This is a genomic window from Rhizobium sp. YTU87027 (assembly GCF_050644135.1).
GTDB lineage: Bacteria > Pseudomonadota > Alphaproteobacteria > Rhizobiales > Rhizobiaceae > Rhizobium.
The window spans coordinates 1,367,362-1,394,224 of the sequence record NZ_CP098441.1 but is presented as its reverse complement, the minus strand read 5'-3'; the positions used below and the strand labels follow the sequence as shown (position 1 = coordinate 1,394,224).

Below are 26,863 nucleotides of genomic sequence, written 5' to 3'. Positions count from 1 at the left end.
AAAGTTCCAAGGTGCGGAACGTGCTTTGATCCTCGGGCTCGTTCTCGAGCGCAAGCCAGTGTAGTGGGATCCGGCTTCCGGACCTCCTTGGAAAACAGGAGATGATCATGCCCGACAAATTCCCCGTTAAGACAGAACCCAAGACCCCCTCTCCGGCTCAAGGCGGCTTCTGGTCGCCCTTCGAGTCCCTTCGCACGGAAATTGACCGCCTGTTCGACGACTTTGGTCCCTCGTCATGGCGTCCTCTAGCCCGCCCATTGTTAGGACGTACCTTCGGCGCTTCGAACGGCTGGGTCGTATCACCGGCCGTTGACGTAGTCGAAAAGGACGACGCCATCGAAATCACGGCGGAAGTCCCTGGCCTCGACGAGAAGAACATCGAGGTCAAGCTCGCCAACGGCATACTGACCATCCGCGGCGACAAGACCGAGGAGAAGGAGGAGAAGGATAAATCGTATCACGTCTCCGAACGTCACTACGGCTCCTTCCAGCGCTCCTTCCAGCTTCCGGAATACGTCGATACAGACAAGGTGAGCGCCGCCTTCGCGAAGGGCGTCCTCAAGGTGACGCTGCCCAAGACCCCCAATGCGAAGACAAACGATCGGAAGATCGAGATCACGGCAGGTTAAGACGTGAGCCACGTCTGGGAGCCGATTGAGGCGACGGCGTTTAAACCGATTGGTACGCTTGCATTCGATGTGTCGCCAAGCGGTGCCTTTCCATATGTCCAAGCAACTCAGCCCCGCCGACCGCGGGGCCATTTTTTTGCAAGCGGCTGTTTAACGCTCCGCGTCGTTGCGGCGTTTGCTTCGCGCAGGTGCCGTGCGCGCTCGGATTTTCTCTCTTTGATCGCTCATTTTGATCGAGCGCAATGTACTGTGAACTAGGAGTTCTATCCTGACACCCGTCACGAACTCGGCCGCGGGAGAATTCAATGAAGGAACCAGGCTGGCAGGATCCGATAATGGTGACGCTGGGAAGCTTCGTGTTCGCACTCCCGTGGTTGCTGCCGTCCACCTTCGGAGATCCCATGGCGGGCGACACGATGGCTTGGGCCTTTCTTCTGACCGGCCTGGCAACCGGGGTGATCGCAGTCGCAGGCATTGTGCTTCCTGGCAAATGGGAAGCCCTTGTCGAGTGCGCGCTCGGCATTTGGCTCATGGCCTTGCCGTGGGTCGTCTGGCCGGTCACAGACCCGAGTACCGGCGACTGGGCTACCGTTGTCATCGGGGGCATGATGGTCGTTCTCTCGGGCATTTCCGTATACTCAGGACGCGGGCGTCGCCCGAGACAGGAGTAAGACGATGACCATTCACACATCGCGCACGACAGAAGCTCTGCTTTCCGCGGCCGGCTACCTAGCAGAAGGAGATGAAATAATGGGCGTTAAGGTGCTCCCAAAATCCGAATGGACTGCTTATTTCTCGCGCCTTCACAAGGACGTGGAGGGGAAGGAAATAAAGATCGAAGTCCTCGGCGCAACAATTGGCGACCAGGTCCTGGTGAGATCGGCACCCCTACTTGGTGCCACCTATGAACCGAAGGAAGACGCTCTTGAAATATCGGTCAAGGGCATGACCCACGTCGTCGATCATCCGCAGAAGATATCGGTACAGTATGACGATGGAAAGGTCTTCGCCATCGAAGTCATCGACGCCGGGGACAGACACCAGCTCATGACGTTTGCCTAGTTGCGGCATCGCTTGAGCGGCTTTCCGCCTAGCGGTCTCGCGTAAAAAATTGGAGTTCGAGCGGCATGATGAACGTGAGAGCTGGAACGCGGATTGCCGAGGCCATCTATTCGCCCACATCTCCTCTCGAAAACCTCGGGACGATAAGCGAGTGCTCGCAGGACAAGGCTTGCGAGCTGCTTCGTTCGGGCCATTCTGGCATCTCTTCGGCTGAAGCTCGACGTCGGCGAGAGCAATACGGCGCGAACGTGGTCAGTCGTGAGCAGCGTGTGCCACTGCTCAGCGAGATCTGGTCGCGTGCCAAGAGCCCTCTAAACGCCCTACTGCTGACACTTGCGCTCGTGTCGTACGCCCTCGGAGATATCCGTGCTGCGATCGTCATATCTGCGATCGTCGTTCTTTCCGTGGGTATGGCATTCGTCCAGGAGCATCGTTCCAGCCAGGCCGCCGCGAAACTCCGTGCGATGGTAAGGACAACAGCAAGCGTTTTGCGTCCAAGCGAGACGCATCCCAAAACTGAGGCTATCGCTGTCGACGACCTCGTCCCTGGGGACGTCGTGGTACTGTCGGCGGGCGATCTTATACCTGCCGATCTCCGCCTCCTCGAGGCCACGGACTTCTATGTGAATCAGTCGGCGCTTTCCGGCGAGGCAACGCCAGTTGAAAAGCAAGCAACTCCCTCAAGTGATCCGATAGAGGGTTCCCTGGACCGGAGCAATCTTTGCTTCATGGGTTCGAACGTCGTCAGCGGGTTCGCTCGAGGCTTGGTGATCCGAACAGGGGCAAACACCTTCTTTGGAGCACTGGCCGAAAAGGTCGTGGCGCAGCAGGACGAGACGGCATTCGATCGCGGGATCAGGCGATTTACCTGGCTGATGATCGGCGTGACTCTCGTTCTCGGCCCCTCGGTATTCCTCGTCAACGGGATCACCAAGGGGGACTGGCTGCAGGCTCTGCTCTTTGCAGTCGCGATTGCCGTCGGGCTGACGCCCGAGATGCTTCCGATGGCAGTGACCGTCAACCTTGCCAAGGGTGCGCTGGCGATGGCCAGATCCAAGGTGATCGTCAAGCGTCTGGACGCGATCCAGAACCTTGGCGCGATGGACGTGCTTTGCACCGACAAGACCGGGACGCTGACGCAGGACAAGATCATCCTCAAGCAGCACGTCGATATTCATGGCGCGGATTCGCCGCGCGTGCTGCACTACGCCTATCTCAACAGCTACTTTCAATCAGGACTGAAGAACCTTCTTGATGTCGCCGTTCTGGAGCACGGCGACGTCCACGAAGCTCTTGGAGTCGACGAGCATTTCCAAAAGATCGGCGAGATCCCATTCGACTTCTCTCGTCGTCGGTTGTCTGTGATCGTCTCCGACAGACGCGACAAGCACATTCTCATCTGTAAAGGGGCGGTCGAGGAGATATTCGCGGTCTCGACGCGATACGAAGATGCCGGGGCTATCGGAACCCTGGACGCGGGGCATCTCGAGACGGCTAAGCAGGAGACCGTGCTGCTGAACAAGAGCGGCTTTCGTGTCGTCGCGGTTGCCTACAAGGAAATGAGCGGGACGACGCCGGCCTACGACGTCGAAGACGAAAGCGACCTCGTTCTGCTCGGCTACATTTCGTTCCTCGACCCGCCAAAGGAGAGTGCCTCGAAGGCTATCGCTGCGCTGGAAGCCAGCGGCGTTCGCGTGAAGATACTTACGGGAGACAACCAGGTCATCACACGGAAGATCTGCGGCGATGTCGGAATCCAGGCCAAGGACATCTTTCTCGGCCCGCATCTCGACGCAATGACGGACGTCGAGCTTACGACGACGGCAGAGTCTGCCACGGTCTTTGCGAAACTCACGCCGAGTCAGAAGGAGCGCATCGTCCGGCTCCTGCGGGCGGGCGGGCACGTGGTCGGCTTCCTCGGTGACGGCATCAACGACGGCCCGGCACTCAAGAGCGCCGACGTCGGGGTCTCGGTCGACAGCGCCGTGGATATAGCTCGGGAGTCGGCCGACATCATTCTGTTGGAAAAGAACCTGCTGGTGCTGCGAGAGGGTGTCATCGAGGGGCGCAAGGTGTTCGCAAATATCACCAAGTACATCAGAATGGGCGCGAGCTCGAATTTTGGAAACATGTTCAGCGTCCTTGGCGCAAGCATCCTCCTGCCGTTTTTGCCCCTGACAGCGATCCAGGTTCTCACCAACAACCTGCTTTACGACGTCTCGCAAACGGCCATTCCGACCGATACGGTCGACGAGGAATACGTCGCATCGCCGCGGCGGTGGGACATAGCTGGTATCTTCAGGTTCATGCTGGTGCTCGGCCCGGTCAGTTCGATCTTCGACTATCTGACGTTCGCCATGATGCTGTTTATGTTCAAGGCGTGGACGAACCCCGCCTTGTTCCAGACGGGATGGTTCGTGGAGTCGCTACTGACGCAGACATTGATCATACATGTCATACGGACTGCCCGTATTCCCTTCATTGAAAGCTCAGCCAGCTCCGCCCTGGTGACAACCAGCCTCCTCATCGCGGGCACCGGCATTCTCCTGCCTTTTACTGGCGTCGGAGGCGCGCTGGGCTTCGTCTCTCTGCCTCTTCTGTACTGGCCAATATTGGCGGCGATCCTCCTTTCCTATGCAATCCTCGCGCATCTGGCGAAGGTTTGGTTTGCCCGAAGATGGGGCTTGTAGGAATAGGTGCTCGATCGCCGCGTGACCTACCGAACGGCAGTGAAATTGCGATGGGTCAATGAAGCGAAGGCCAGGATCTGGCTGAATGTCCTCTCAGGAGGACGCGCGATGGGAATTGAGGGCAGACGACACGAGGCACCCGCGCAGGAAGACACGGAGGCGGATATGCCATCTCGCAAGGAAGACGCCATGCCGCGGAGACTTTCCGGTTTCATCTTGATGATGGGACGGGGCCATCAGGCGATGTTGGTGTTGCTGTCGGTTCTCTTGTTCGCCGTGGGAATTCTGCCGCTCGATGTTCAACGGCGCATCGTAAACGGCGCGACGCAGGGGACAACCCTCAGCACGATCCTCGCTCTCGTGCTTGTCTACCTGGCGCTCGTCCTTGGTGAAGGTGGGATCAAGCTCGTGTTGAACATCTACCGCGGCTGGATTGGGGAAGTGGCGATCCGGTGGCTTCGCATGAAAGTCATCGATGTGAAAGAGCATCATCCCGACGATCTTACAACCTTGGCCGAAGGCGTCGAAATGTCGATCGTGCTTGCGGAGGCTGAACCTGTGGGCGGGTTTGTCGGCACCAGTATATCAGAGCCGATTCTCCAGGCAGGCATCCTCCTGGCAGTCGGTAGCTACATGCTCTACCTTCAGCCGCTCCTTGCTCTGGCCGTCATCGCCGTATTCGTCCCGCAGTCCGTCCTGGTCCCTGTTCTCCAGGGGCTCATCAATCAGCGGGTGAAGACGAAGATCACCGTCATGCGCCACCTTAGCGAGGAGATGGTCGACCACACTTCGCCGAAATCGCCGAAGCACCAGGCCGCCCGCGTTCAGCGACTATTTTCGACCAACATGAGCATCTACAGGCTGAAGTACGCGCTCAACTTCCTGATGAACCTGATGTTTCAGCTCGGTTATGCAGGGATTTTTGCGCTCGGTGGCTACTACGTCATAACGGGCAGGATCGAGATTGGGACAGTCGTTGCCTTCATTGCCGGCCTCAACAAGGTGTCGGATCCTTGGGGAGCGCTCGTAGACTGGTACCGCGATCTGCGGGTCACTCAGGTCAAATACGAGCTTATCCGCGACGCAAGCACTCTGGACTCGCGCCAGCCAAGTGTCGCGCTTTGAATTCACGGGCACCCATTTGACGGTCCGAATATTCAGGACATTGTCTGCCAACGACATCAATGGCTCGTCGCAAGAGGAGTCGAGGTGAAACCGATTTGAACAGACGTGGTGTCCCTTCCCTCCACGGGCATCGCACCACTGCCCTGCAGCAGTTCATCTGCCCCGCTGCGATCGCGAATTCGCACGGTTTTTAGAGATTCGTCGCCAACCCTCTCCCTGCGGCGACCGTCCTCACGAGCGATTTCCGCCGCCGCCTCGATCCAATGGTCGTGGCCGACGTTGACGCGTTCGAGCTGGGCTGGCCCATCGAAAGATCAAGAGAACGGGATCGGATCGTGATCTCCCCTCGGGGAGGGCGTTGCGGCCAACTCGGTGCCGCCCTAACTACGGGCCATGATCGTATTCCTCGACTTCGAAGCCTCCTCCCTCAGCAAGCACAGCTACCCCATCGAAATCGCCTGGGTCTTCGAGGACGGTCGCTCGCGGTCGTTCCTGATCAAGCCAAAGCCCGGATGGACGGACTGGTCCGCAGATGCGGAAAAGGTCCACGGTATCTCGCGCGATCGCCTGCGAGAGGAAGGAAGCGACGTCGAACTCGTCGTCAGGGAACTCATGGCGGAGCTCTCAGGAAACGAGCTTTATGCGAGTTCGCCTTCGTGGGACGGGAAGTGGCTCAGCGCGCTACTTCGAGGCGGAGGAATGCCACGTCATGCGTTGCGACTGCGGAAATCCGACGATCTCTTTGCCGAGGTGGCGTCAGCTATCCTCAATACGGGTGGCGCTACAGTCGACATTCCGGCCTTGGTCGCCAATGTCATCGCACGGTCGGAGCCCGACAACCCGGCTCATCGCGCCCTTCCTGATGCACTCCTCGAGCTTAAACGGCTCGGTCTAGTCCGGGATACAGCAAGGAAGATTGCCGCCTCCTGACAGAAACGGTACTCGGTTGACAGGCCGGTGGGAGCAATTCGAAACCGTAGAGTTTCAGAGATTCCGCATTTTGGTGGCTGGGCCGTTGGGCTGTCTTCTCTAAATACCGAGAGGCACTCGGCGACCATTGTCGGGCGTCGCCCAATGCGCGTTGTGGGCGTCGATGAATTGGGGTTGGTGGCCGCGCCCGCGTTCAACGACATTCACGCTGACTAGGGAGCCTTTAGGCCGGAGCCACCAATCAGATATCGGCGATTACGTCAGCAAGCATCGAGCGTACACTACCGGCCAGCCCTTGAAGCGTCGCGTTGTCGATCGCCTTCATGGAGGCAACCGGATCGATGGCGCTCACCATGATGTCACCACTGTCGATCGACCGGACGATGACGTTGCACGGCAGCATCGCTCCGACCTTCGGCTCGAGCTTCATTGCCTCAAAGGCCATTCGAGGATTGCAGGCACCAAGGATCAAATAGTCTTCGACGTCGGCATCTATCTTTTTCTTAAACGTGGCCTTCACGTCGATCTCTGTCAGCACCCCGAAACCATGCCTGGAGAGTGCGGCCTTTGTCCGCTCGACGGCATCCTGGAAGCTAACCTTGCCGAGTGTGCGATCCAGAGTGTAGGTCATTTCGATCTCCTTCCTTAAGTGACTTCAAAAAGTCGACCACCGGGCCCGCATTGTCTATGATCGAGATCAACTTGATCTACGCTTGTTCTACAGCTCGGCCCGCTCGTAATTCGGGACCAGCCTCAAGTTCGATCGCTGACCGTGTTGAACGAAGAAAATCGCGTGGTCGGCACACTCTCAATCCCAAAACCAGTTGGCGAGAAGCCGAACGGATCGCGATCTTAGAAGTGGTTTGATTTCGCTCAATGCAGCAAATTAGAGATCACGTATATTCATTTGATGGATCAACAACACTTTCAGTTCCTGGACAGGGTAGATGCTGGTCGTCAGCTTGCAACCAAGCTCGTCAAGCTGAAGCTCGATCGTCCAGTTGCCTATGCCTTGCCACGCGGTGGGGTGCCGGTGGCGCTAGAAATCGCGCGCGCCCTAAATGCTCCGCTCGATTTGATCCTTGTACGCAAGATTGGCGCGCCAGGCGCGCCTGAAGTCGCGCTGGGCGCCGTTGTGGATGGTGAAAGCCCCGAGACGGTCATCAACCAGAATGTCCGGCTGGCGAGTGGTGCTGACGATGCCTACCTTGAACGCGCCCGACAGCGCGAACTTGTCGAACTTGAGCGCCGCCGCGCGCTGTACCTCGGCAACCGCGCGCGAGTAGACCCCAAGGGTCGCACCGTAATCATTGTCGATGATGGACTTGCCACAGGGGCGACGGCGAAAGCGGCGCTTATTGCCATGAGAGGCCAAGGTGCCGCAAAGATCGTTCTCGCCATTCCAGTCGCGCCGGAAGAAACACTCGCCGAGATGCGTCAATATGCCGACGTGGTCGTATGCCTTCATCCCGCCAAAGATTTCTGGGGCGTTGGCGCCTTTTACGAGGATTTCCACCAGCTCACCGATGAAGAGACGATTGGACTTCTGAGGCAGGGATGGACCGAATCCGAAAAAGCCGAGCCGAGCCCCAGCAAACGGCAGATTGCTGTCCCGCCACTCGGTCTGGTTGGCGATTTGAGCGTTCCGCCGGACCCGCGCGGCATTATCCTGTTCGCTCATGGCAGCGGGTCGAGCCGGCTCAGTCCACGGAACATTGCCGTCGCCGACAGCTTGAATGACGCGGGCTTCGCAACCCTTCTCTTGGATCTGCTGACGGCGGACGAGGCAGGAGACCGTCGCAACGTCTTTGATATCCCGCTTCTCGCGGAGCGCTTGCTCGAGGCTGCGATCTGGATCGGTGCTGAGCCGGACATCGCTGATTTGCCGTTAGGCCTATTCGGAGCAAGCACCGGAGCAGGAGCAGCAATGCTAGCATCGGCGGAGCTTCGGGAGCGGGTATCGGCGGTAGTTTCGCGTGGCGGTCGTCCAGATCTGGCCGGGCGACGGCTGACCGAGGTCGGAGCGCCAACGCTATTCATTGTCGGTGGCCATGACGAGCAGGTTCTTGCTTTAAACCGCGAAGCCCTTGCCGCCCTGACCTGCGAGAAACTGTTGAGGGTCGTCCCCGGCGCCACCCATCTGTTCGAGGAACCTGGCGCACTTGAGGCGGTGACCGAGATGGCAACTGCTTGGTTCCAGCATTACCTCGCCCCGAAAGCCCTCAGCCACGGATCCGCGGCCACGCAGCCAGTATCGCAGGCATCGATAGCGGAAGTACTACGGTCCGCCGCCGAGCCTTTGCCCGCGCTGGACGATCCGGCCTTCGCCGACGCCTTCGACCGGTTCGGCCAGGCTCGTGTAGTGTTGCTCGGTGAAGCGTCCCATGGAACCTCGGAGTTTTACCGGGCGCGCGCTGCCATCACGCGCCGGCTGATCGAAAGACACGGCTTCACAATTGTCGCAGTCGAAGCTGACTGGCCGGATGCCGCAGCAATCGACCGTTACGTGCGGCGGAGCCCGCATCGGCCGATGAACCCGATGCCGTTTACCCGCTTTCCGACCTGGATGTGGCGCAACAAGGATGTTGATGCCTTCATCGAATTTCTGCGCACCCATAATGCCTTGAAACCGCTAGGCGAGAAGGTCGCATTTTATGGCCTCGACCTCTACAACATGACGGCATCGATGGCCGCTGTGCTTGCCTATCTCGACCGCGTCGACCCTCAGGCCGCGAAACTGGCACGTGGGCGATACGCGTGTCTTTCGCCGTGGTCGCGAGAGCCGGCCGCCTATGGCCGCGCATCACTGAGTGAAGGCTACGCCCTGTGCGAGGGACCAATAATAAGGATCCTGATCGATCTTTTGCAGAAGGAGCTTCAGTACGCCAGGCAGGATGGCGCGGACTTCTTCGATGCCGTGCAGAATGCCTTTCTGGTAGCAGATGCGGAGCGCTATTATCGCGCCATGTACTACGGCGCCCACGAGTCATGGAATCAGCGTGACAAGCATATGTTCAACACGTTGCAGAACATCCTTAAGAAAACAGACTCAAACGGAAAAGCCGTCGTTTGGGCACATAACTCTCATATTGGAGACGCCCGGTTTACCGATATGGGTATGGAGCGGGGCGAACTGAACCTCGGCCAGTTGTGTAGACAGACCTACGGAAACGATGCAGCCCTGATCGGCTATGGCACGCATACCGGTACCGTCGCGGCAGCGTCGGAATGGGACGCACCGATGGAAATCAAGGCCGTCCGACCGTCTCGCCCCGACAGCTATGAAGCGCTATGCCACGACGTCGGCACCGAGCGTTTCCTTCTGGATCTTCGCGCCGGGAAACATGAAGATCTTCGCCGCGTCATGGCTGAACCACGACTTGAACGCTACATCGGCGTTGTCTATCGGCCAGATACTGAGCGCTGGAGCCACTACAGTTATGCGTCGATGCCCGGCCAGTACGACGCGTTTGTGTGGTTCGATCAGACAAGTGCGGTGGTTCCACTGCCGACACAGGTAACCACCGGCGAGGATGAGACTTATCCGTTTGGCGTGTGATCTTGCAAGAACGCAATTTGACAAAGCAAGTAACCCGCGTTGAGAGCTCGGGTTGGGATCAGCCACTATCTTAAATGAGGAATCGCAAAATGGCGCGACCATGGGCAACAGGGCTAGGCACTGTCAGGCGGCGCGAAGAAACAGTCGTTTTCCGTCGGATGAAGGCAGATGTGATACCGGCCATCGCCGGAGGGCATCTCTTCGCCATATGGGATGAAGAACAAGTGTGCTTTTGTCGCGAGGTGGTGGTCTCCCGCATGTAGGAAGACGGAAAGCCACGAGGCCCTGGACTGATATCCTGAGCGGGAATGGCTTCACAATCTCCACCAATATCGTGAGTCCTGCAGCACGCTGGAGGATAAGTCCAGCCGCTCTTCGCTTGATGGGCGTCGGCTCTAATTAGGATTCCGACAGAGATAGCCGCGAGTGTGATGAGGGACACGGTTGATGTGACGAGTGTCATTGCACACCTCCTTGGAGGCAGCCCTCGAAGAAACGCCGAGAAGTTGCTTCACCGATTGGCAAGAACGCATTGTCTTCTCGATGCATTGATTAGTTGTATGCTACCGGACGCCCTGCGGTCTGGGTAGGTCGCCTGCGCCTCACGGCTATGATTAGGATGCGATTGCGAGGAAGGCGTACTGCGGCTCAGATTCCGTGCCGAAAACGCCATCGGCACTTTCCTGTCTTATAAAATACTGCTCCACTGCGTCGGCGTGAAATCAACTTCTGCTGCGGCGACCGCACGGACTGCGGGCAATTCCAGTTTTGGTGACGCTCACCCCTTAGAAGGGAGTGGCAGTCGAAGCCGCTTTGGTGCTTCCGAAGAAAATCTGTGCCAAGACCAATCGCTGTGAAGGCCCCGGCGGAGGGCAATGGCCTCTTCGATGAAGAATGCGCGGATCTGGTTAATCGTCGCCGTCCTGCGTGACACAAGACGCGAACGGACCCGGTGCAACTCCTGCAGATCGAGCTGATCCTGGCCCTTTTCTGGTACCATCTGCTGATTGGTCCGCATGGCTGCTTCCGCATCATTGTAGTCGTTCTTCTGCCCTTTTATGAACGGCTTGCCGCATATGGCGGGAATTATACGTGGGGCGAACCCAAGACCGCGCAACACCCGGCTGACGAAGTGTGCGCTCAGGCAAGCTTCCATGCCAACTACGCAACGCGGCAGTTTGTCGAAAACCTGCTCAAGATCGAGCCGCTTGATCTGGCGAGCTGGCGGTCGATGATGATAGCTGGCCGGGTCGCCCCGCCAACAAATTTGATAGCGGCATTTTACGGATATGGAACAACCTTCAGAGAGCTATGCGACCGTTCGCGCCGCGCTGTTCTCCAACGTCGTACGGGCCTCCTCGCGCATGCGATGCGCTGCCTGAGAGGCCAACTTCGAACCAATCATGAGCATATTGCTCGCTTCGCCGGCGTAGTCGATTTTAGCAACTCGAACGAAATCGCCGATGACATCGAGCGCGTCGTTGTATCCTGCGCTGCCGACAAGATCACCAACGAGCCTCACTTGCTGCTGGTAACGTCGCATCAGGAAATCGAAGGATTCGATCTGGAGCTCCGCCGCCGCGTTCAAGACCTGGACCTGAAAACCGACGCCCGCCTCCAGAAGCTTCTCCGCAGCCGCAATAGCCGGAAGATTCGAAGGGATGGGATAGATGTGGTCGGTGTCTTGGATCATTTTCGGTTCTCCCATTGGCACGTAAATTTCCCATTCCTTCACCGAAATACGAGCACGGGGATACGCGAATGACTGAGGACTTTGTTCGTAACACTACCGAGGATCAGCGCGGCGACGCCCCCGCGGCCATGCGATCCCATTGCGATCAGATCGCATCCATGAAGACCGGCTGTTTCGACGATGGCTTCGTGCACCTCATCGCTTCGGAGCTTGACAGTATAGCAGGTAACTCCCTGATGACGAGCGCGCAACTTGACCTCGTTTAGGAATTGAACGGCTTGTTCATCCGACAGCCGATCGTAGTCTTCCCGGCTGGCTGCCAGCTTGTCGCTGTCGGTTGTGAAGATGCGAAACGGTTCGATGACGCAGACGAAGACGACCGATGCGTTCGCGTCTCTGGCAAATGCCACCGCGTTCTCTGCGGCCGTGACCGCAAGCCTGGATCCATCCGTTGGAACGAGAATCTTTGCAAACATGGCACTCTCCTCCTCGAATAAATACTACGGCAGGTCGCTCGCCCGTCTTTGATCCTTGTCAATATCCGGCGAGGAAACTGCGCCCGCCGTCTTTCACCAATTGCTCGCAAGGCACCCCTACCTTGACCAAGGTCAAGGTACGCAGGCATCGGATGTGCAAAGAAGCCGTGAGGAAACAGCTAGGCGGAACCATGATGAAGCGCGAGATGATCATACGGATCGCATATCTGGTCGCAGCCCTGGCGATCTGGGGATCGGTCGCGTTCTGGCTCGGCTCGCGTGACGTCGCGCATGTGCCCTACAGCGACGTGATGCGAATGGTCGCCGAAGGCAAGGTCCGGTCGGTAAGCGTGACGGAAACGACGATCGAAGGCTCCTTCAAGGAACCGCAGTCCGGCAAGACCCATTTCGTCTCCGCTCGCGTCGATCCGGTCGTCGCGGAAGTCTTCGAAAAGGCAGGCGTAGAGGTCTCTGGTGGTACTGACAGCAACTGGCTCACTGTAGTGCTTTCCTGGGCAATCCCGACTCTCCTGCTGTTCGGTCTTTGGCTTTTCATCTTTCGTGGGATCGTCGAACAGCAAGGCATGGGCGGCCTGGTCAGCATCGGAAAATCGAAGGCCAAGGTCTATCTGGAACGCGCGACTGGCGTCACCTTCGACGATGTGGCCGGTGCGGACGAGGCGAAGGCCGAGTTGCGGGAGATCGTGTCTTTTCTGAAGGACAAGGAGCGCTACGGGCGTCTCGGCGCTCACATTCCAAAGGGCATCCTGCTCGTCGGGCCGCCCGGAACGGGCAAGACGCTGCTGGCTCGCGCGGTCGCGGGAGAGGCCGGTGTCCCGTTCTTCTCGATCTCCGGATCAGAGTTCGTCGAGTTGTTCGTCGGCGTGGGCGCCGCGCGGGTGCGCGATCTCTTTCAGCAGGCTCGTCTGGCCGCGCCATGCATCATATTCATCGACGAACTTGATGCGCTTGGGCGCGCTCGAAGCCAAGTCGGTGGATTTGGCGGAAACGATGAAAAGGAGCAGACCCTCAACCAGCTTTTGTCCGAGCTCGACGGCTTCGACCCGCGCGTCGGCATCGTGCTGTTGGCTGCAACCAATCGCCCGGAGATCCTTGACGCGGCACTACTTCGTGCAGGACGCTTCGACCGGCAGGTCGTGGTAGAACGGCCCGATCGCAAGGGGCGTGCGGCAATCCTGTCGGTGCACGCGAAGAAGGTAACAATCGAGCCCGGCTTGCACATGGACGACGTAGCCGGTCTGACGCCCGGCTTCACAGGAGCGGACCTCGCAAACCTCGTCAACGAGGCGGCCATATGCGCGACGCGCCGGAACGCGGCCGCTGTTACCATGGCGGACTTCGTCCAGGCGGTTGAGCGGATCATCGTCGGAACCGAACGCAGAAGTCGAATGCTCACGCCGGACGAAAGGAGACGGGTCGCCTATCACGAGATGGGCCACGCGCTGGCTGCGGCCTCGCTCGTGAAGACGGATCCGGTTCAAAAGGTGTCGATCATCCCGAGGTCGATTGGCGCTCTCGGCTACACGCTGCAGCGGCCGACCGAAGATCGCTTCTTGATCACCACGAGCGAACTCAAGGAGCGGATGATCGCGCTGCTCGCCGGGAGGGCGGCGGAAGCTCTGGTCTTCGACGAGGTCTCGACGGGCGCTGCGGACGATCTCGCCAAAGCGACCGATATAGCCAGAGAATGTGTCACACGGTTCGGCATGAGCGAAGTCGGACAAGCGGTTCTGGAACCTCGCCGGCTTCAATGGCTGAACGACGGGCACCCCGGCATGCACGACAGGGATTATTCGGAGGCAACAGCCCGTCAGGTGGACGTTGCCATCCACGAGATGATCGATGGCGCCTTCGAAGACGCCAAGAAGCTCTTGTCAACGAGAATGCAGGATCTGACCGCCGGTGCGGACTTGCTGCTCGAGCACGAGACGATCACGCCCGAGGATTTCCCGCCACTTCAACGTAAGGCTGGCGATCCCAAGACCGCGACGACCACGGAGGTGACCGTTGGCTAACGCGAAGGGACATTCGGCCGGGTCGGACGACCTGCTTCTGAAATCTGAGCAATCTTCCGCACGTGCGATCGTCGGTTGGTTCGCCGGCGCGCTGATATTTGCCAGCGTGATGGGAATCTTGCTGCATTTCGCCGATATCGCCGAACTGTTGGCTGTGTTGAAAGCGGCGAGTCCGCTCTGGATCGCCGCGGCTGTCTCGTGTCAGCTTGGCACCTACGCCTGCGCCGCCGCCGTCTGGCAGATGGTCACGAGGCGCGCAGGATTTCAGCTTCGACTTGCGGACCTTCTCAAACTGGCTGTCATGGAACTCTTCGCCAACCAGGCGATCCCTACAGGCGGCTTGAGCGGAAGTCTGCTGGTTGCCCGCGGCCTCGTGCGGAGACGCATCCCATCTTCCATCGCCATAACCGCCTTGCTGGTCGCCGCCCTTTCATACTACGCCGCCTACTTTCTGATGGCGGCGCTTGCCTTCGTCCTGCTGTGGTCAACCGGCGATCTCAGCGATACGTGGGAATGGCTCTCGATCATGTTTGCCGCGATCGTTATTTTGATCACTGTCTGCCTCGTCGCCGTCACGGTTGCCAAGGGCCGTTGGATCCCAAGGTCTCTCCTCCGCAGACCGCTGATGGCGCGCCTTGCAAAAGCGCTTGCACAGGTTCGTACCGACATCGCTGGCGATCCGAAGGTATTAGGCCCGACAATCTTCTTTCAACTGGCGATTTTCGTTCTGGATGCCACGACGCTCTGGTTCGCCGTGCGAGCTCTCGGCACGAGTGTCGGCCCCTCTCCTGCATTTCTCGCCTTCGTTCTCGCGTCGGTCATTGCAACCGTCTCACCTATCCCGCTCGGCCTGGGTTCGTTCGAAGGAGGATGCGTCGCAGTCCTCCACTTGCTTGGAGTCAGCATCGAGGTCGCTCTCGCTGCCACGCTGATCTTTCGAGGAATGTCGTTCTGGATGCCCATGTTTCCGGGAATGTGGCTGACCCACCGGGAGGCGCAGGCGGATCTTTGACCTCCGTCAATGCGGACGTCGTGCAGATGTATGATTCTATCGGCCGTACTTCTTCAGTCGATGTCGTGGACCGAACGGCTTGAAAACGAGGTTCTGGATCGGAGAAACACACATGATAGTCGAGAACGCAATGACCCCGTCCCCGATCACCGTCGGCGCATCCTGCACGGTGTTGGAGGCCGCCGCAATAATGCTCGCCAACCGGATCAGTGGCCTTCCTGTCGTCGATGACGACGGAGTGCTGGTGGGCATGGTTACCGAAGGCGACTTCCTGCGGCGACACGAGCTCAACACGGACCGCAGACGGTCCTGGTTGCAAAGCTGGCTTGCAAGCCCCGGAAAGATCGCTGACGAATACGTGCGCTCCCACGGACGGCGTGTTGACGAAATAATGAATTCGCACCTCGTAGTCGTGCCTCCGACCGCGGCGCTTTCCGAGGCCGTTCGCCTGATGGAACGAAACGAGGTGAAGCGACTTCCCGTGATCTCGGACGGAAGACTCGTCGGCATAATATCGCGTTCAGACCTGTTGCGCGCCCTGACCAAAGTGGAAAAGCCTTCGGCTCCATCCACTCAGGACGCCCAAATCCAGGATGCGGTCGATGCCGAACTGGCGAAGCAAAGCTGGAGCAGGAATGGATTCATCCGCTGCCAGGTCAGAAACGGAGTAGCCGAGCTCTCCGGTACCATCTTCGATGAACGGGAGCGTCTCGCCGCGAAGGTTGCCGCTGAGAATGTGCCAGGGGTCAGAGCGATCACGGACCATCTCACTTGGATTGATCCGTACTACGGAGTGGCTCTGCCGCCGCCGGTTGGCGACGAGGATCGCATCTGAGCTTTCTGATTGGATCGAGGCCAGATTGATCTCCGTCAAGGAAGCAGTGCCGTCCTCCTGTATGCTCGCGTCAAAGCTCATAGGTGGAACATGCAGGAACCAAAGTTATCCTTCCATGGCGCGGCCGGCTCGGTCACCGGTTCCTGCTTCCTCCTCGAGGTCGCCGATTCCCGGATTCTGATCGACTGCGGCATGTTCCAGGGTTCGAAAAGCGAGAAGGAGCTGAACTACCGGCCCTTCCCCTTCGATCCGGCGGAAATCGACGCCGTTCTCCTGACACACGCCCATATCGATCATACCGGCCTGCTTCCCAAGCTCGCAAAGGAAGGATTCGACGGACCTATCTATGCTACCCGACCGACCATGGAACTGTGTGAGGTCATGCTGCAGGACTCCGGGCATATCCAGGAATCGGAAGTCAAGCAGCTCAACCGCCGCAATCGGAGACGGTCACGTGAGCCTGTCGAGCCGATCTACACGGCTGACGACGCCCGCAGGGTGATGCCCCAATTCGTATCCGTGCCATACCAGCAGTGGCGAGAAACGGTGGGCGGGGTCAAGTTCCGCTTCTGGAACGCTGGCCACTTGCTCGGATCGGCCTCGATCGAGATCGAAGTGACCGTTGCCGGCGGTCCGCGGCGTCTTCTCTTCTCGGGCGATGTCGGCACCCGTTACAAGATGCTGGAAGGGCTGCCCCAGGCTCCGGCGGGCGTCGACTACCTCGTCTGCGAAAGCACCTATGGCGACCGCGAGCGCGAGGACTACACGCAGGACGCTCGCCGCAGCCGCTTGAGAGAGATCGTAGCCAAGGCGCACAATCCGAGCGGCGCGCTTCTGATCCCCTCCTTCGCCGTGGAGCGCACGCAGGAAGTGCTGACGGACCTCGTTGCATTGATGGACGACGGCAGTCTGCCTCGGGCGCCGATCATGATCGACTCACCACTGGCCTCCCGAGCAACCGAGGTGTTCAAAGCTCAGGCCGGAGAGCTGGCAAACGCCGCCGCGTTCACGCGTGCGCTAAACGCGCCGAACGTCCGGTTCACCGAGTCGGCAGAACAGTCAAAGGCCCTCGATCTTGTGCGCGGCTTCCATATCATCATTGCTGCGAGCGGCATGTGCGAAGCGGGCCGCATCCGGCACCGGCTGCGCAACTGGCTCTGGCGACCGGAGTGCACCGTTCTCTTGGTGGGCTTCCAGGCAGCAGGAACCCTCGGTCGAATCCTCCAAGACGGCGCCGGCGTGGTGCGTATCCAGGGCGACGAGATCGTGGTGAACGCGAAAATCATAGCCTTCGATGCCTACAGCGGGCATGCAGACGCCAGCGATCTTGGGGAATGGGTTTCGGCACGGGCGCCGATTGAAAAAGGAGTGTTCCTCGTTCACGGCGAGCCCGCAGCGCGCAGCGCTCTGACGAGACGACTGTCGAAGACCCTGAAGGTTCCCGTGATGGAGCCTCGGCTCGATGATCGTTTCGTCCTTACTGAGGACGGCGCCCGTCTGCTCGAGGATGCGGCACGTGTCCGGCTTGCACCCGAGCAGCTTGGCCGCCCCGATTGGCACAACGACTTCCATAGCTTCGTCCTCGAGCTGTCCGACCGTCTGAACCAGGCCGCCGACCGGAAGGGTCGGGCCGTCATTCTCCGTAAGGTCAGGCGGGCCCTGGAACCGGAGCAAGATACAGTCGCTGCAAAGGAGAACGAAAATGCTGTCCACTGATCGGGATTACAAACCCGGCGGCGAACATTTCGCGATCACTACCCAAGGCGAGGTAGAAGGCAAGCTATGGTTTCGGAGCTGGTCGCCGTCGCCTGCCTGCAAGAGCTTCTGCAGACGGAGCATGCGCCGGTCGTGGAGAGAGTTCGGCGCCGCATTCTGCGGGATCTGAAGCATCGCTGCCGAGCGCTGAAGCTCTGCACGTATGACGAGAAGGTGACTGCGGACTATGCGTTGCGGGTCTTGGATTCTGCGGTGAAAGAGGCCGGCTCCCGGTAGGCTAAAGGCCGAGCGAGGTCATCATGAATAAGGAAGTTGGAGTTACCTTCAATGCCGGTTCGTCGAACTTGAAAATCGGCCTCTTCGACGTTGGTTCCGGCGCCGCCAAGCGCTTCGGCCGGGCTATCGTCTCCCTCGGCGAGCACCCTCGCCTCAAGTATGGCAGCGATGACGATATCCAAGAGATCGATCTGCCCGCCGCCTCGGATGGCCTTGGCATCCAAGTCATCTCAAGCGTTCTTGATCGGCTGTTGCACGGCGATTGCCATATCGGCTTTGTCGGACACCGTGTCGTGCATGGTGGGCTGATTTTCAAAGGGCCGACGCTTATCACCGGCGGCGTCATGTCGCAAATTGGAAGTTTGACGCCTATGGCCCCGCTTCACCAGCCTCAAGCGCTAAACGTGATCGATGCCGTCTTCGCCCTCTATCCATCCGTCATTCAGACGGCATCGTTCGACACGGCGTTCCATACTTCGCAATGCAGCCTCGCGACAAGGCTGGCAATTCCCGGCGCAATGCACGACGCGGGCATACGTCGATACGGCTTCCACGGCCTCTCCTACAAGTACATAGCCACCTACCTTCAAAGATTCGCACCTTATATCGGTGGCGCCAGGGTGGTCTGCGCTCACCTTGGGAACGGCGCCAGTCTCTGTGGCATGGTCGGCGGCGTCAGCATCGACACCAGTATGGGGTTTTCCGCTCTCGACGGCATCCCGATGGCCACACGTCCGGGAGCGATCGATCCCGGCGTGCTGATCCATCTCCTCAGATCCGAATTTACGGACGCCGACAAATTGGAAGACTTTCTTTATCACCGCTGCGGCCTTCTAGGCGTCTCGGGTATAAGTGGCGATACTCAGGCGCTCCTCGAGGACTTCCGCCCCGCCGCAAAGGAGGCACTCGATCTGTTCTGTTTCAGAATTGCCGGCGAGGTTGGCCGTCTTGCCGTTTCAACGGGCGGCGTCGATGCGCTGGTGTTTACAGGGGGCATCGGGGAACATCAGCCGGAGATCCGTAAAGGCATCGAGAGGCACCTGTCATGGATGGGCCTCTCGCTGAACGAGGCCGCCAACAAGACGAATGCGACAGTCCTGAACGCCAAGGACAGCGCCATCGAAGCGTTCGTCATCCCCACGGACGAGGAGCAGGTGATCGCCGACGAGGCACTCGCCGTCATCAGCCAACATGGACTACATCGAGGAGAGCGATAATGACAGGCAATGTCACCTTGCTGAGACAGGAACTCGATCTGACCGACCGCTATTGGCGCGCCGCCCCACTATCTGTCGGTTGGCCAGATCCACTGATGGACAACCCGTCGCAAACTGGAGTGGTGACGACGGCCATCGAAAGATCCTCGAAAACTGGATGCGGAGCTATGAGCCGGTAGAAACTGTTTGACGTCAAAGGCCGCCCGAGGCCGGTACTGCGGGAGCTCGAACCGAATGGTGAGAAGAGAATGCGCGACTCCATTCGCAAACGGCGGTCGGCTTCGAACAGCGCTCACCCCCCAACAATTGCCGACCATGCGATCGAGATCGGCCCACCTGGTTCGAAGCAGGCGCATCTCCGCGACGTCCTCAGGCTCAATGCCGGCCGAAAGAGCTTTCGAATCTTCGGACAGGACGAGACTGCATCCAACCGCCTCGGAAGCGTCTTTGAGGAGACAAACCGGGTGTGGCTGCAAAAGATCGAGGAATACGACGTCTATCTCGCTCGAGACGACCGGGTCATGGAGATCCTTAGCGAGCATCTCTGCCAGGGATTAGAAGGCACCTTCTCACTGGCCGGCACGGACTTTTCTCGTGCGACGAGGCTGTCATCCACATCGTCGACTCGAGTTCTGGGTCTCGCTGCGAAGGTGCCGGACGTGACTGAGAAGCTGAAGGCCAAGCTCGCCGAACATACCGCATACATCACGGAAAGCGGAAAGGACATGGCCGATATCACTGGCTGCCGATGGCGACGGGCGTGAGGAACGATGGTTGGCAGCGATGTTAGTTAGTGTCGCGCCAGGTCACGGCATTTTAGAAGGGCCGGTCCGGGATCGCAGCACGCCCATGTTGCGTGCCAGAGACTGAGAAGCCCTGCTCATCACCCCAGAGACGCGCGCGTCTCTATCTGTCGGCCACATTTCTCGTTCTGTCGGCGATATTGTAGGTGGCGGCGAAAGGGAATCGATCTTCAGCGGCCGAAAAATGCCGCGTGCGACCTGGGCTGCGACCGCCTCCTCCGACCCGATCGAAGCGTCTGAACGCTGGTTCAAGTTGTAGCTGTCGGACCACAGGACCGCTCCATCTGCCTGTCGAACGAGGCGAGCTGTCAATCGAACGAGTTCTTCGTTTCCCCTTACGCTCCCCTGCAGGACATAACGCTCATCCGCCGAAGTGTTGAGCGCAGCAGGGCGCGCGATGACGGTCAGCTTTCCTGCAGCGACGAGTTTGACGAGGATCTCATCCCTCAGAAAGCGGGACACTTTCGCCGTCTGGCCGTTGCCGCCTGCGTCGTCGAAGGGCTCCATGACGACCGTCGGCGCTGGCGGCTCGTTGACAAGATTGCGGACCGTCTCGGTCGAAAAGTCAGGGCGCAAGAGCAAGATCATCGTTGTGATCCCCATGAACGCCAGGCCAACGACCGCCGCCATAGAGCCAACTGATGGCTTTGGAGCGCCTGCGGACTGCCCCCCTTTCCTAGCAGGTTCCGCTATGGACCTTCTCTCGCTTTCCGGATTGGCCCTAAAACAGGGAACGTAGCCACCTTTCGGAATTGTGATCAGGACAGGTTCAGGTTGCCGCGACAGGAGATAGTACCGCTCCAGCTCTCTCCTTATCCGGCCCGCCTCGATGCGTACGGCCGGGTCGTTTTGAGCATCGAAATTCGATCTTCCAAAGATCGTCTGAGCGATCGTGGAGGCCTTTAGATATTCCGATCGCTCGGTGAGTGTCTCCTCCACGACGTATCGCAGAAAGCCTCTTGCCCGCTCCGGAAGGCAGAGATCACCGCTCGCCAGAATCCGCTCTAGCTGAGCCTGCACGTCCGGTTTTGAAGGGGCCTCGGCAGCTTGGTTGAAATCTTCTGCGTTTGCCATTGCGTTCCCCCCCATACTCTCGGTCCGCCTTTGATCTATCCGGTACGATGATCTGCCGTCCGATCTGCGCGTCCGCGCCGGACCTGTTCAGCCACGCGATAACGCGCCGCGCCTCCTTTCGCGTGAGGAGGACCGTCGTAGCACCGACGTCGGCGGGCGAGCCGCTGGCAGTATCAACCACATTGAAGAGACCGTAACGCGCGGGGACGCAGACGTATCTCGCTTTGTTTGTCATAGCTGACCTCGGCCTCGGTCCGGGCCTCCTCCGGAATTTCTCATCGCGGCATCCGCCGTCAGCTCGACCGGAGTGGCGGGGAGTGACGAAGGAAGGCTAGCAGCAGACCATCCGCAGACATTGAGCTAGATCAAACTAAAAACGTCTCCATCTTGATCGGCGTCAATGTCCATTCCGGGCGATCAGCCATTCTCGTGCACACGTTCGTTTTAGCCTCCTACTACAGCGAGATATGCCGATGGGTTGGAACCGATGGTACAGCTTTAGAAGCTACGTCAGATCCTCGCTGTGGATCGTTCCATTCATCGCTCTGCTTGTCTATGTCGCCGCGATCCGTCTGGTCTACGCTTACGGAGATTGGATCCCATGGCTCGACGTATGGCCCTGGGGAGTAGCGGGGACACAAAGAATGCTCGAGACGATCATCACCATGACGTTGACTTTCGTCGTCTTCACATTCGGTTCCCTACTCGTGGCGATTCGGTCGCCGGCGGTCAGTTGACGCCCAGGATCATCGCGACAACCCTTCTTCGGGACAACGCGATCCGGTTTACCGTCGGCCTGTTCATTTTTACACTGCTCTTCGCGACTGGCGCTCTTTCAAGACTTGATACGACTGTTCCCCACGGTGTTTCCGGGATGGCTGGCCTACTGGGCTTCTTGTCCATCGCAGCCTTTCTCTACCTAATAGACTACGCGGCGCGGCTGCTTCGTCCTGTCAGCATCATCTTAAGGGTCGGTGAACGGGGGCATGCAGTCATCGAGGAAGTGTATCCCGATCTTGCAGGTATCGAGGGCACGTGTGACGATAGCGTCCCGTTCGCGGGCGTGCCTGACAAAATCGTCTTCCATCAGGCGAACCCTGCTATCGTAGTTGCTGTCAATATGAAGGCCCTCGTGGCCCTGGCCGACCGGACAGGCTCGATCATCGAACTTGTGCCGAGGGTCGGTGATTTTGTCGGAACTGGCGAAGCTCTTTTCCGCTTATACGGCCAAAGCTTGCCAGACGAACGCAGGTTGAAGGCCTTGGTGGCTCTCGGACCGGAGCGGACCCTCGAGCAGGATTCGACGTTCGCGTTCAGGATAATCGTCGACATCGGCATCAAGGCCTTGTCCAAGGCAATCAACGACCCCACGACAGCCGTCCTTGCGATTGACCAGCTTCAACGTCTCCTATGCTTCGTCGGAGGAAGGCATCTGCTCGGCGATGAGATCCGAAGCAAGTCAGGCAAGTTGCGGCTCATCCGCAGAACGCCGAACTGGGAGGATTTCGTGCAGCTGACCTTCAGCGAGATCCGCCTGTACGGCGCCGAAAACTTCCAAATCGCCCGTCGATTGCGCGCGGTGATCGAATATGCATCACAGGTTCTGCCTGACGACCGCCGCCCAGCTCTCCTCAGTGAACTGGATCTGCTCGACCGAATGCTCGAGAGGATCTACGTTTTTCCAGAGGATTTGAACCTGGCTCGGACGCCCGACTCGCAGGGACTGGGCGGCTCGGGGAGGCAGTCGAGCCAGGCTAGCTCGGATTGAGCTCAAAACTGGTTTCGGAGCAGGTCGATTCAATACCTTCGCAACGCCAAATCCAACCAGCAAAGTGATACAGGCGGCCAGAATGCACATCGTGCTCGCGCGCGGATCCGCGTCAGGTAAGGCCGCCAATGGGGCGAGCGCCGCACCCGCGTTTTCTGTACGCCGGATCGCCTTTTGTGACATCCGAAAGCAGAGGCAGCGTCAGGCCCAGCAACAGCAGTCCAAGCGCATAAGGCTCCGCCATGCGAACGTCCGAGTAATAAGCAGGGCAGGAAGCCGCCCGACACCAAACCTGACAGCACGCTAGACATCACGAACCGCCTGTTATGCAATGCGGCCCAAGCACATCATCTGGGCTATTCCAGGCGCATCGTTGCGCTCCGTCTTGTTCGGTTGAGCTTTCACCCTGGCATGCCTGTCACCTCTGAGGGACGCCCTCCCCGGCTGGAAGCCGAGTCTAGTTTGATAAAGGTCAAGGACAGCAGTCGTTGGGAGGTTCAACTTTCCAGCAATCAACCTGCGGAATCCAAGACAGGAGTGTCTAATGCGTTACAGTCCCGTCCTCACCTTCCCGGACGCCGCACAGGAAGCAGCCGTTTGGATCCGCGAGCTTTCGGAACTGCTTGGCTGCGAGCAGCGCGTCGCATACGAAGTCTTGCGTATCACCCTGCACGCGGTGCGTGACAGGCTTTCGGTGGACGACAATGCCAGGGTTGGCAACGATCTGCCATTGCTGCTTCGGGGCCTCTACTTCGAGGCATGGGACCCAATGAAGAGCCACGGGTACGATGACCTTCGCGATCTACCGGCCTTGCTGCTTGCGGCCTTGCCACATACCGCTGCGTCAGACCGAGACCTATTCACGAAGATCCTGAGATTGTTCGAAGACCGACGTTGTCACAAGAAATCGACCAAGCTCGACTTTGCGCTGAAGCTTTGCGCTACGTCTGTCGAAAACAGCGGTCCCACCAGTTTTGATCCTCAAAGCGGGCGATCACCCGAACTGCGTTAGCCCCACTGAATCTGCAGGGAGCACGTGGCGATGCCGGCAACGTCACCTCTTCCTCCATCCAGATAAAAATACGGGACAACGGAGATATCGTCGACGCGCCTTCCTCCCGGATTTTGCTGCGCTGCTCCTCGTCGTGGCGATCACGCAGTGCTTGGAAAAAGCAATTGTCAAGTGCTTGAGCGCGAGGGCCACGCGTGCATTATTGATTCCTCTGATTTTCACGGGTTCGTATTGGGTTCGCAGTTGCTCATCGCTGACAATGGCAGAGGAGAGCGGGACCAGCACTTTGCGCCGGTCGCGGCGGCGGTTCGTGTGGATCGTGTGGATCGTGTGGATCGTCGCGGCATATCTGATCTCGTGGCTGCGCCAGATCAGTGCGCATTTGGCGGAAGTTGTCAGAAACTGGGACCGTCCCACGCTCGGGGATCGCCTGGGCCGAACGCCGCCGAACGGTGCCGATGCAGACGTCCCGTCAGACTGGAGGACGTCTTCAGGAGAACCCCATAGCAACGCCTCTCATCGCGCGTCGGTCGTGCCGGCGAGAACACCATCGTCGACGGATTGCCAGCTTCGCGTGTCAGTGCCCAGCAACTCTGGCAACCCGACGCTGATATCGCACTGCCTACCGGCCATTCCGCAGCGTGCGGCACGCCACATAGAGACCAAAGTCTGGTTGGCCCGCCTCAAGGCAGCGGCGCTAGTCGCCGAGGGATGCAAATTGCGCTGTTCTAGTGGTATGTTGAGACTGCGTCTCTGAGCGCATTTCGGCCGCTCAGGATTGGTGGCCAATCCTAATGTTGTCCCAGCCAGACTCAGGGAGTACGGAGCAGGATATTGCAAATGCGAACAGCGATCGCCGTAATCATTGCAGGCACCTTTGCAGCGGTTCCGGCAGTTCACGCAGGAGATATTCAGCACGGGCGACGGATCGCGCTTGAGGTCTGCGCAACCTGCCACGCCGTCCTTTCGGGTCAAACGCGATCCGCTGTTGCCGAAGCGCCCAGTTTCGAAGCGGTGGCTGCGACGCCGGGAATGACCGCCATGGCACTTAACGTTTGGCTCACGGCGCAAAGTCATCCGACCATGCCGAATATAATACTCTCGCGGACCGATATTCAGGATGTGTCGGCTTATATCCTAAGCCTTGCGAAATAGAGACTTCTCCAATGGAGCCATAACCGTGGAATTCGTCCGCGACAAAGACACTGCACCGGGCGTCGTTGCCTTGATCGGATCGGCGATGGCGACAAGACCACCGACCTTGCCGTCGACCGTAGCGGTGACGCCCTTGCCGACGGGGCTGTCGAAGTCGCGGGCCTCACCCAGGGGCAATGCCCCTCTCCTGCGCCGCGGCGACAATGGCGGCGGCAAGGGGGTGTTCGCTGGCACGCTCGAGTGTTGCGCCCAACCTCAGGACTTCTGTACCGCTTATCTTGCCAACCGCCTGTTGAGGCAATCCCATGTAGGGGTCAGGAAGGAGTTCGTGGGGTTGGCGGGATGGACGTCTTTTAGCGCCCGACCGGCGCACGCCCACCACACATCTGGAGCTGGCCGAGGTTAGGCCGCGGCTTATCGGCTATCCCATGCCCCCTCGGGATGGCGTCGTAGAATATAAGAAACCGATATACGTCCTGCTCGAGGTCAGCGCATAGCTGAGCGTACTCGCCGAGCAGCTCTTTATCTCCCGACGTCCGCAACCATTCGAGATAAAGCACCGGCTCGCTCAAGGATTTGCGTAGGTCCTTCACGCGATGCTGCTTGCCGCGAAAGGCACGATCGGCCGGGCACGGCATCTGCAGAAGCATCCAGCCATGAGCGAAAGCATCGAATGTTTGTTGCATTCCAGGCTTCCGGTACTGCGTTTCGAGTGGAAGCTCAATATAACGGCGGTCCATCGGTTCCCTCAGCCCGGCGAATTTTAACACGTCTTCGGGAACGAAGTGCGGGCACTGCTCAATCCGAATACGGAGCACACCACTTTGACGAACATCAAAGAAACCTTCCAGGAACGCGATACGATCCAGCTATCAAGAAGGAGGCAGTGCGATGAGCATTAAAACCGTCATGTGCGTCTTCGACGTCGACCGCTGGGACCAGGACCTCAAGTTGGCCATTGAGTTTTGCGAAACACAGGGCGCCCATATGACCGCCCTCGTGATCTGCATGGGTGGCGTTCCAGCGATCGCCACCTACGAAGCAATCTCGACAACCTGGCTCGAAGGCCAACAACAGGAAATAGACCGGCTTGCCGCGGAAACGAAAGCGGTACAAGAGATCCTGGAAAGGACGGAGCTGTCCTTCGACGTCCAGGAGATCTACACAGAGTTCGCATGGGCTGAAGGAGACATCGCTCAGCATGCGCTTTACGCCGATCTCGTCCTTGTTGGAGCCCAGGCTGCTGGCAACGAGGATCTTCAGAGACGCATCATCGATGGCGCGCTGTTCGAATCTCCGACGCCGATCCTGATCAACCCACGCATGCAGGCTGTCAGCTCGTTTCCAAAGTCGATCCTGCTCGCCTGGGATTCGAGCGACGAGGCAGCGCGTGCCACCCGCCAGTCGATGGAATTCCTGAAGGGTTGTGATTCCGTGCACGTCACGATTGTTGACCCTGTCGCGAGAAGCTGGGAGAACGGCGAAGAGCCCGGATCCGATATCGCCATGTTCCTGACCCGCCACGGCGTGAAGGTCGAGGTCGATCGGGTGGCCAGCGGCGGGCGCCGCGTGGACGAAACCTTGCGCCAACATGCCACGGACGTGGCAGCCGACATGGTGGTCATGGGTGCCTACAATCACCCGCGCATACAGCAACGCCTGTTTGGAGGCGTCACCCGTTCGATGCTGAAGGACAGCCAGGTTCCGCTCTTCCTATCGCGGTAGTGGAAACTTCGAGCGACCGTGCCGGTCGGCCTGGCCGCTCGAAGCAATGAACCATGTCATGTCTCGGGAG

The 26,863-nt window shown here is 59.0% G+C and carries 24 protein-coding genes and 4 pseudogenes; 20 read left to right on the top strand and 8 right to left on the bottom strand.

Going from position 1 to position 26,863, the window contains the following annotated elements; genetic code table 11:
• The first annotated feature begins 107 nt into the window (after positions 1–107).
• The 6 genes from NBG89_RS25460 to NBG89_RS25435 all read left to right on the top strand — a co-directional run bounded on the left by NBG89_RS25460 (position 108) and on the right by NBG89_RS25435 (position 6,436).
• The gene (locus NBG89_RS25460) at positions 108–629 is read left to right on the top strand and encodes an Hsp20/alpha crystallin family protein (protein WP_431323101.1); all 522 of its coding nucleotides are present in this window, start codon (positions 108–110) and stop codon (positions 627–629) included.
• Positions 630–934: 305 nt separating this feature from the next.
• Positions 935–1,300, top strand: coding sequence for an SPW repeat domain-containing protein (locus tag NBG89_RS25455; protein ID WP_431323100.1), 366 nt, complete (start codon positions 935–937; stop codon positions 1,298–1,300).
• A 4-nt stretch (positions 1,301–1,304) separates the two neighbouring features.
• Entirely contained in the window at positions 1,305–1,691 is a 387-nt protein-coding gene (locus NBG89_RS25450) for a DUF5335 family protein (RefSeq protein ID WP_431323099.1), read from the top strand.
• Between the two features lie 65 nt (positions 1,692–1,756).
• Positions 1,757–4,381, top strand: coding sequence for a magnesium-translocating P-type ATPase (gene mgtA / locus NBG89_RS25445; protein ID WP_431323098.1), 2,625 nt, complete (start codon positions 1,757–1,759; stop codon positions 4,379–4,381).
• Positions 4,382–4,570: 189 nt separating this feature from the next.
• Positions 4,571–5,506, top strand: coding sequence for an ABC transporter ATP-binding protein (locus NBG89_RS25440; protein ID WP_431324550.1), 936 nt, complete (start codon positions 4,571–4,573; stop codon positions 5,504–5,506).
• Between the two features lie 393 nt (positions 5,507–5,899).
• Positions 5,900–6,436 carry a 3'-5' exonuclease gene (locus NBG89_RS25435; protein WP_431323097.1) on the top strand — a complete coding sequence of 179 codons (537 nt, stop codon included), beginning with the start codon at positions 5,900–5,902 and terminating at the stop codon, positions 6,434–6,436.
• Positions 6,437–6,677: 241 nt separating this feature from the next.
• Here the strand turns inward: NBG89_RS25435 and NBG89_RS25430 are convergent, their stop codons facing one another.
• Positions 6,678–7,067, bottom strand: coding sequence for a DUF302 domain-containing protein (locus NBG89_RS25430; protein WP_431323096.1), 390 nt, complete (start codon positions 7,065–7,067; stop codon positions 6,678–6,680).
• A gap of 279 nt (positions 7,068–7,346) precedes the next feature.
• On the opposite strand from NBG89_RS25430, the gene NBG89_RS25425 reads away from it, so the two are divergent.
• On the top strand, positions 7,347–9,995 hold the full coding sequence (locus tag NBG89_RS25425) for an erythromycin esterase family protein (protein WP_431323095.1): 2,649 nt from the start codon (positions 7,347–7,349) through the stop codon (positions 9,993–9,995).
• Positions 9,996–10,108: 113 nt separating this feature from the next.
• Here the strand turns inward: NBG89_RS25425 and NBG89_RS25420 are convergent.
• From NBG89_RS25420 to NBG89_RS25405, 4 genes and pseudogenes are all read right to left on the bottom strand, one after another.
• Positions 10,109–10,458: pseudogene (locus tag NBG89_RS25420) on the bottom strand (hypothetical protein).
• 390 nt (positions 10,459–10,848) lie between these two features.
• Positions 10,849–11,214, bottom strand: a pseudogene (locus NBG89_RS25415) (IS110 family transposase); the annotation flags it as partial.
• 90 nt (positions 11,215–11,304) lie between these two features.
• A complete protein-coding gene (locus NBG89_RS25410; RefSeq protein WP_431323094.1) occupies positions 11,305–11,688 on the bottom strand; it encodes a phasin family protein in 384 nt (127 codons plus the stop codon).
• A 38-nt stretch (positions 11,689–11,726) separates the two neighbouring features.
• Positions 11,727–12,164, bottom strand: a complete 438-nt coding sequence (locus NBG89_RS25405) for a universal stress protein (protein ID WP_431323093.1) — start codon at positions 12,162–12,164, stop codon at positions 11,727–11,729.
• A 194-nt stretch (positions 12,165–12,358) separates the two neighbouring features.
• On the opposite strand from NBG89_RS25405, the gene ftsH reads away from it, so the two are divergent.
• The 8 genes and pseudogenes from ftsH to NBG89_RS25365 all read left to right on the top strand — a co-directional run.
• Positions 12,359–14,200, top strand: coding sequence for an ATP-dependent zinc metalloprotease FtsH (ftsH, locus tag NBG89_RS25400; RefSeq protein WP_431324549.1), 1,842 nt, complete (start codon positions 12,359–12,361; stop codon positions 14,198–14,200).
• A complete protein-coding gene (locus tag NBG89_RS25395; RefSeq protein WP_431323092.1) occupies positions 14,193–15,212 on the top strand; it encodes a lysylphosphatidylglycerol synthase transmembrane domain-containing protein in 1,020 nt (339 codons plus the stop codon). The genes ftsH and NBG89_RS25395 overlap by 8 nt, the downstream gene beginning before the upstream one ends.
• Positions 15,213–15,324: 112 nt before the next feature.
• On the top strand, positions 15,325–16,047 hold the full coding sequence (locus NBG89_RS25390) for a CBS domain-containing protein (protein WP_431323091.1): 723 nt from the start codon (positions 15,325–15,327) through the stop codon (positions 16,045–16,047).
• Positions 16,048–16,137: 90 nt separating this feature from the next.
• Entirely contained in the window at positions 16,138–17,763 is a 1,626-nt protein-coding gene (locus NBG89_RS25385; RefSeq protein ID WP_431323090.1) for an MBL fold metallo-hydrolase, read from the top strand.
• A 66-nt stretch (positions 17,764–17,829) separates the two neighbouring features.
• Positions 17,830–18,039, top strand: coding sequence for a hypothetical protein (locus NBG89_RS25380; protein WP_431323089.1), 210 nt, complete (start codon positions 17,830–17,832; stop codon positions 18,037–18,039).
• 23 nt (positions 18,040–18,062) lie between these two features.
• On the top strand, positions 18,063–19,256 hold the full coding sequence (locus tag NBG89_RS25375) for an acetate/propionate family kinase (RefSeq protein ID WP_431323088.1): 1,194 nt from the start codon (positions 18,063–18,065) through the stop codon (positions 19,254–19,256).
• On the top strand, positions 19,256–19,435 hold the full coding sequence (locus tag NBG89_RS25370) for a hypothetical protein (protein ID WP_431324605.1): 180 nt from the start codon (positions 19,256–19,258) through the stop codon (positions 19,433–19,435). The genes NBG89_RS25375 and NBG89_RS25370 overlap by 1 nt, the downstream gene beginning before the upstream one ends.
• A pseudogene (locus NBG89_RS25365) lies at positions 19,360–19,884 on the top strand (phosphoketolase); the annotation flags it as partial. The gene NBG89_RS25370 and the pseudogene NBG89_RS25365, both read left to right, overlap by 76 nt.
• A gap of 178 nt (positions 19,885–20,062) precedes the next feature.
• On the opposite strand, the gene NBG89_RS25360 reads toward NBG89_RS25365, so the two are convergent.
• Positions 20,063–21,133, bottom strand: coding sequence for a hypothetical protein (locus tag NBG89_RS25360; RefSeq protein WP_431323087.1), 1,071 nt, complete (start codon positions 21,131–21,133; stop codon positions 20,063–20,065).
• Positions 21,134–21,606: 473 nt separating this feature from the next.
• Here NBG89_RS25360 and NBG89_RS25355 point away from each other — a divergent pair, with 473 nt between their 5' ends.
• The 4 genes from NBG89_RS25355 (at position 21,607) to NBG89_RS25340 (ending at position 25,068) form a co-directional block, all read left to right on the top strand.
• Entirely contained in the window at positions 21,607–21,870 is a 264-nt protein-coding gene (locus NBG89_RS25355) for a hypothetical protein (RefSeq protein WP_431323086.1), read from the top strand.
• Positions 21,867–22,901 (top strand): DUF2254 domain-containing protein, encoded by a 1,035-nt coding sequence (locus NBG89_RS25350; protein WP_431323085.1) that lies wholly within the window; start codon positions 21,867–21,869, stop codon positions 22,899–22,901. The genes NBG89_RS25355 and NBG89_RS25350 overlap by 4 nt, the downstream gene beginning before the upstream one ends.
• A gap of 544 nt (positions 22,902–23,445) precedes the next feature.
• Positions 23,446–23,913: a DUF2267 domain-containing protein gene (locus NBG89_RS25345; RefSeq protein WP_431323084.1), complete on the top strand. Its 468-nt coding sequence runs from the start codon at positions 23,446–23,448 to the stop codon at positions 23,911–23,913.
• An 840-nt stretch (positions 23,914–24,753) separates the two neighbouring features.
• A complete protein-coding gene (locus NBG89_RS25340) occupies positions 24,754–25,068 on the top strand; it encodes a c-type cytochrome (RefSeq protein WP_431323083.1) in 315 nt (104 codons plus the stop codon).
• 45 nt (positions 25,069–25,113) lie between these two features.
• Here the strand turns inward: NBG89_RS25340 and NBG89_RS25335 are convergent.
• A pseudogene (locus NBG89_RS25335) lies at positions 25,114–25,354 on the bottom strand (haloacid dehalogenase); the annotation flags it as partial.
• Between the two features lie 67 nt (positions 25,355–25,421).
• A complete protein-coding gene (locus tag NBG89_RS25330) occupies positions 25,422–25,754 on the bottom strand; it encodes a hypothetical protein (protein ID WP_431323082.1) in 333 nt (110 codons plus the stop codon).
• A gap of 205 nt (positions 25,755–25,959) precedes the next feature.
• Here NBG89_RS25330 and NBG89_RS25325 point away from each other — a divergent pair, with 205 nt between their 5' ends.
• Positions 25,960–26,793, top strand: a complete 834-nt coding sequence (locus NBG89_RS25325) for a universal stress protein (protein WP_431323081.1) — start codon at positions 25,960–25,962, stop codon at positions 26,791–26,793.
• Positions 26,794–26,863 lie beyond the last annotated feature (70 nt).

Excerpts from the sequence above, each read along its gene's own strand:
- NBG89_RS25455 (WP_431323100.1), top strand. The coding sequence starts at position 935 with ATGAAGGAACCAGGCTGGCAGGATCCGATAATGGTGACGCTGGGAAGC.
- NBG89_RS25345 (WP_431323084.1), top strand. The coding sequence starts at position 23,446 with ATGCGTTACAGTCCCGTCCTCACCTTCCCGGACGCCGCACAGGAAGCA.
- NBG89_RS25370 (WP_431324605.1), top strand. The coding sequence starts at position 19,256 with ATGACAGGCAATGTCACCTTGCTGAGACAGGAACTCGATCTGACCGAC.
- ftsH (WP_431324549.1), top strand. The coding sequence starts at position 12,359 with ATGAAGCGCGAGATGATCATACGGATCGCATATCTGGTCGCAGCCCTG.
- mgtA (WP_431323098.1), top strand. The coding sequence starts at position 1,757 with ATGATGAACGTGAGAGCTGGAACGCGGATTGCCGAGGCCATCTATTCG.
- NBG89_RS25380 (WP_431323089.1), top strand. The coding sequence starts at position 17,830 with ATGGTTTCGGAGCTGGTCGCCGTCGCCTGCCTGCAAGAGCTTCTGCAG.
- NBG89_RS25355 (WP_431323086.1), top strand. The coding sequence starts at position 21,607 with ATGGGTTGGAACCGATGGTACAGCTTTAGAAGCTACGTCAGATCCTCG.
- NBG89_RS25425 (WP_431323095.1), top strand. The coding sequence starts at position 7,347 with ATGGATCAACAACACTTTCAGTTCCTGGACAGGGTAGATGCTGGTCGT.
- NBG89_RS25330 (WP_431323082.1), bottom strand. The coding sequence starts at position 25,754 with ATGCAACAAACATTCGATGCTTTCGCTCATGGCTGGATGCTTCTGCAG.
- NBG89_RS25360 (WP_431323087.1), bottom strand. The coding sequence starts at position 21,133 with ATGGCAAACGCAGAAGATTTCAACCAAGCTGCCGAGGCCCCTTCAAAA.
- NBG89_RS25325 (WP_431323081.1), top strand. The coding sequence starts at position 25,960 with ATGAGCATTAAAACCGTCATGTGCGTCTTCGACGTCGACCGCTGGGAC.
- NBG89_RS25435 (WP_431323097.1), top strand. The coding sequence starts at position 5,900 with ATGATCGTATTCCTCGACTTCGAAGCCTCCTCCCTCAGCAAGCACAGC.
- NBG89_RS25440 (WP_431324550.1), top strand. The coding sequence starts at position 4,571 with ATGCCGCGGAGACTTTCCGGTTTCATCTTGATGATGGGACGGGGCCAT.
- NBG89_RS25450 (WP_431323099.1), top strand. The coding sequence starts at position 1,305 with ATGACCATTCACACATCGCGCACGACAGAAGCTCTGCTTTCCGCGGCC.
- NBG89_RS25430 (WP_431323096.1), bottom strand. The coding sequence starts at position 7,067 with ATGACCTACACTCTGGATCGCACACTCGGCAAGGTTAGCTTCCAGGAT.
- NBG89_RS25385 (WP_431323090.1), top strand. The coding sequence starts at position 16,138 with ATGCAGGAACCAAAGTTATCCTTCCATGGCGCGGCCGGCTCGGTCACC.
- NBG89_RS25460 (WP_431323101.1), top strand. The coding sequence starts at position 108 with ATGCCCGACAAATTCCCCGTTAAGACAGAACCCAAGACCCCCTCTCCG.
- NBG89_RS25390 (WP_431323091.1), top strand. The coding sequence starts at position 15,325 with ATGATAGTCGAGAACGCAATGACCCCGTCCCCGATCACCGTCGGCGCA.
- NBG89_RS25405 (WP_431323093.1), bottom strand. The coding sequence starts at position 12,164 with ATGTTTGCAAAGATTCTCGTTCCAACGGATGGATCCAGGCTTGCGGTC.
- NBG89_RS25375 (WP_431323088.1), top strand. The coding sequence starts at position 18,063 with ATGAATAAGGAAGTTGGAGTTACCTTCAATGCCGGTTCGTCGAACTTG.
- NBG89_RS25410 (WP_431323094.1), bottom strand. The coding sequence starts at position 11,688 with ATGATCCAAGACACCGACCACATCTATCCCATCCCTTCGAATCTTCCG.
- NBG89_RS25340 (WP_431323083.1), top strand. The coding sequence starts at position 24,754 with ATGCGAACAGCGATCGCCGTAATCATTGCAGGCACCTTTGCAGCGGTT.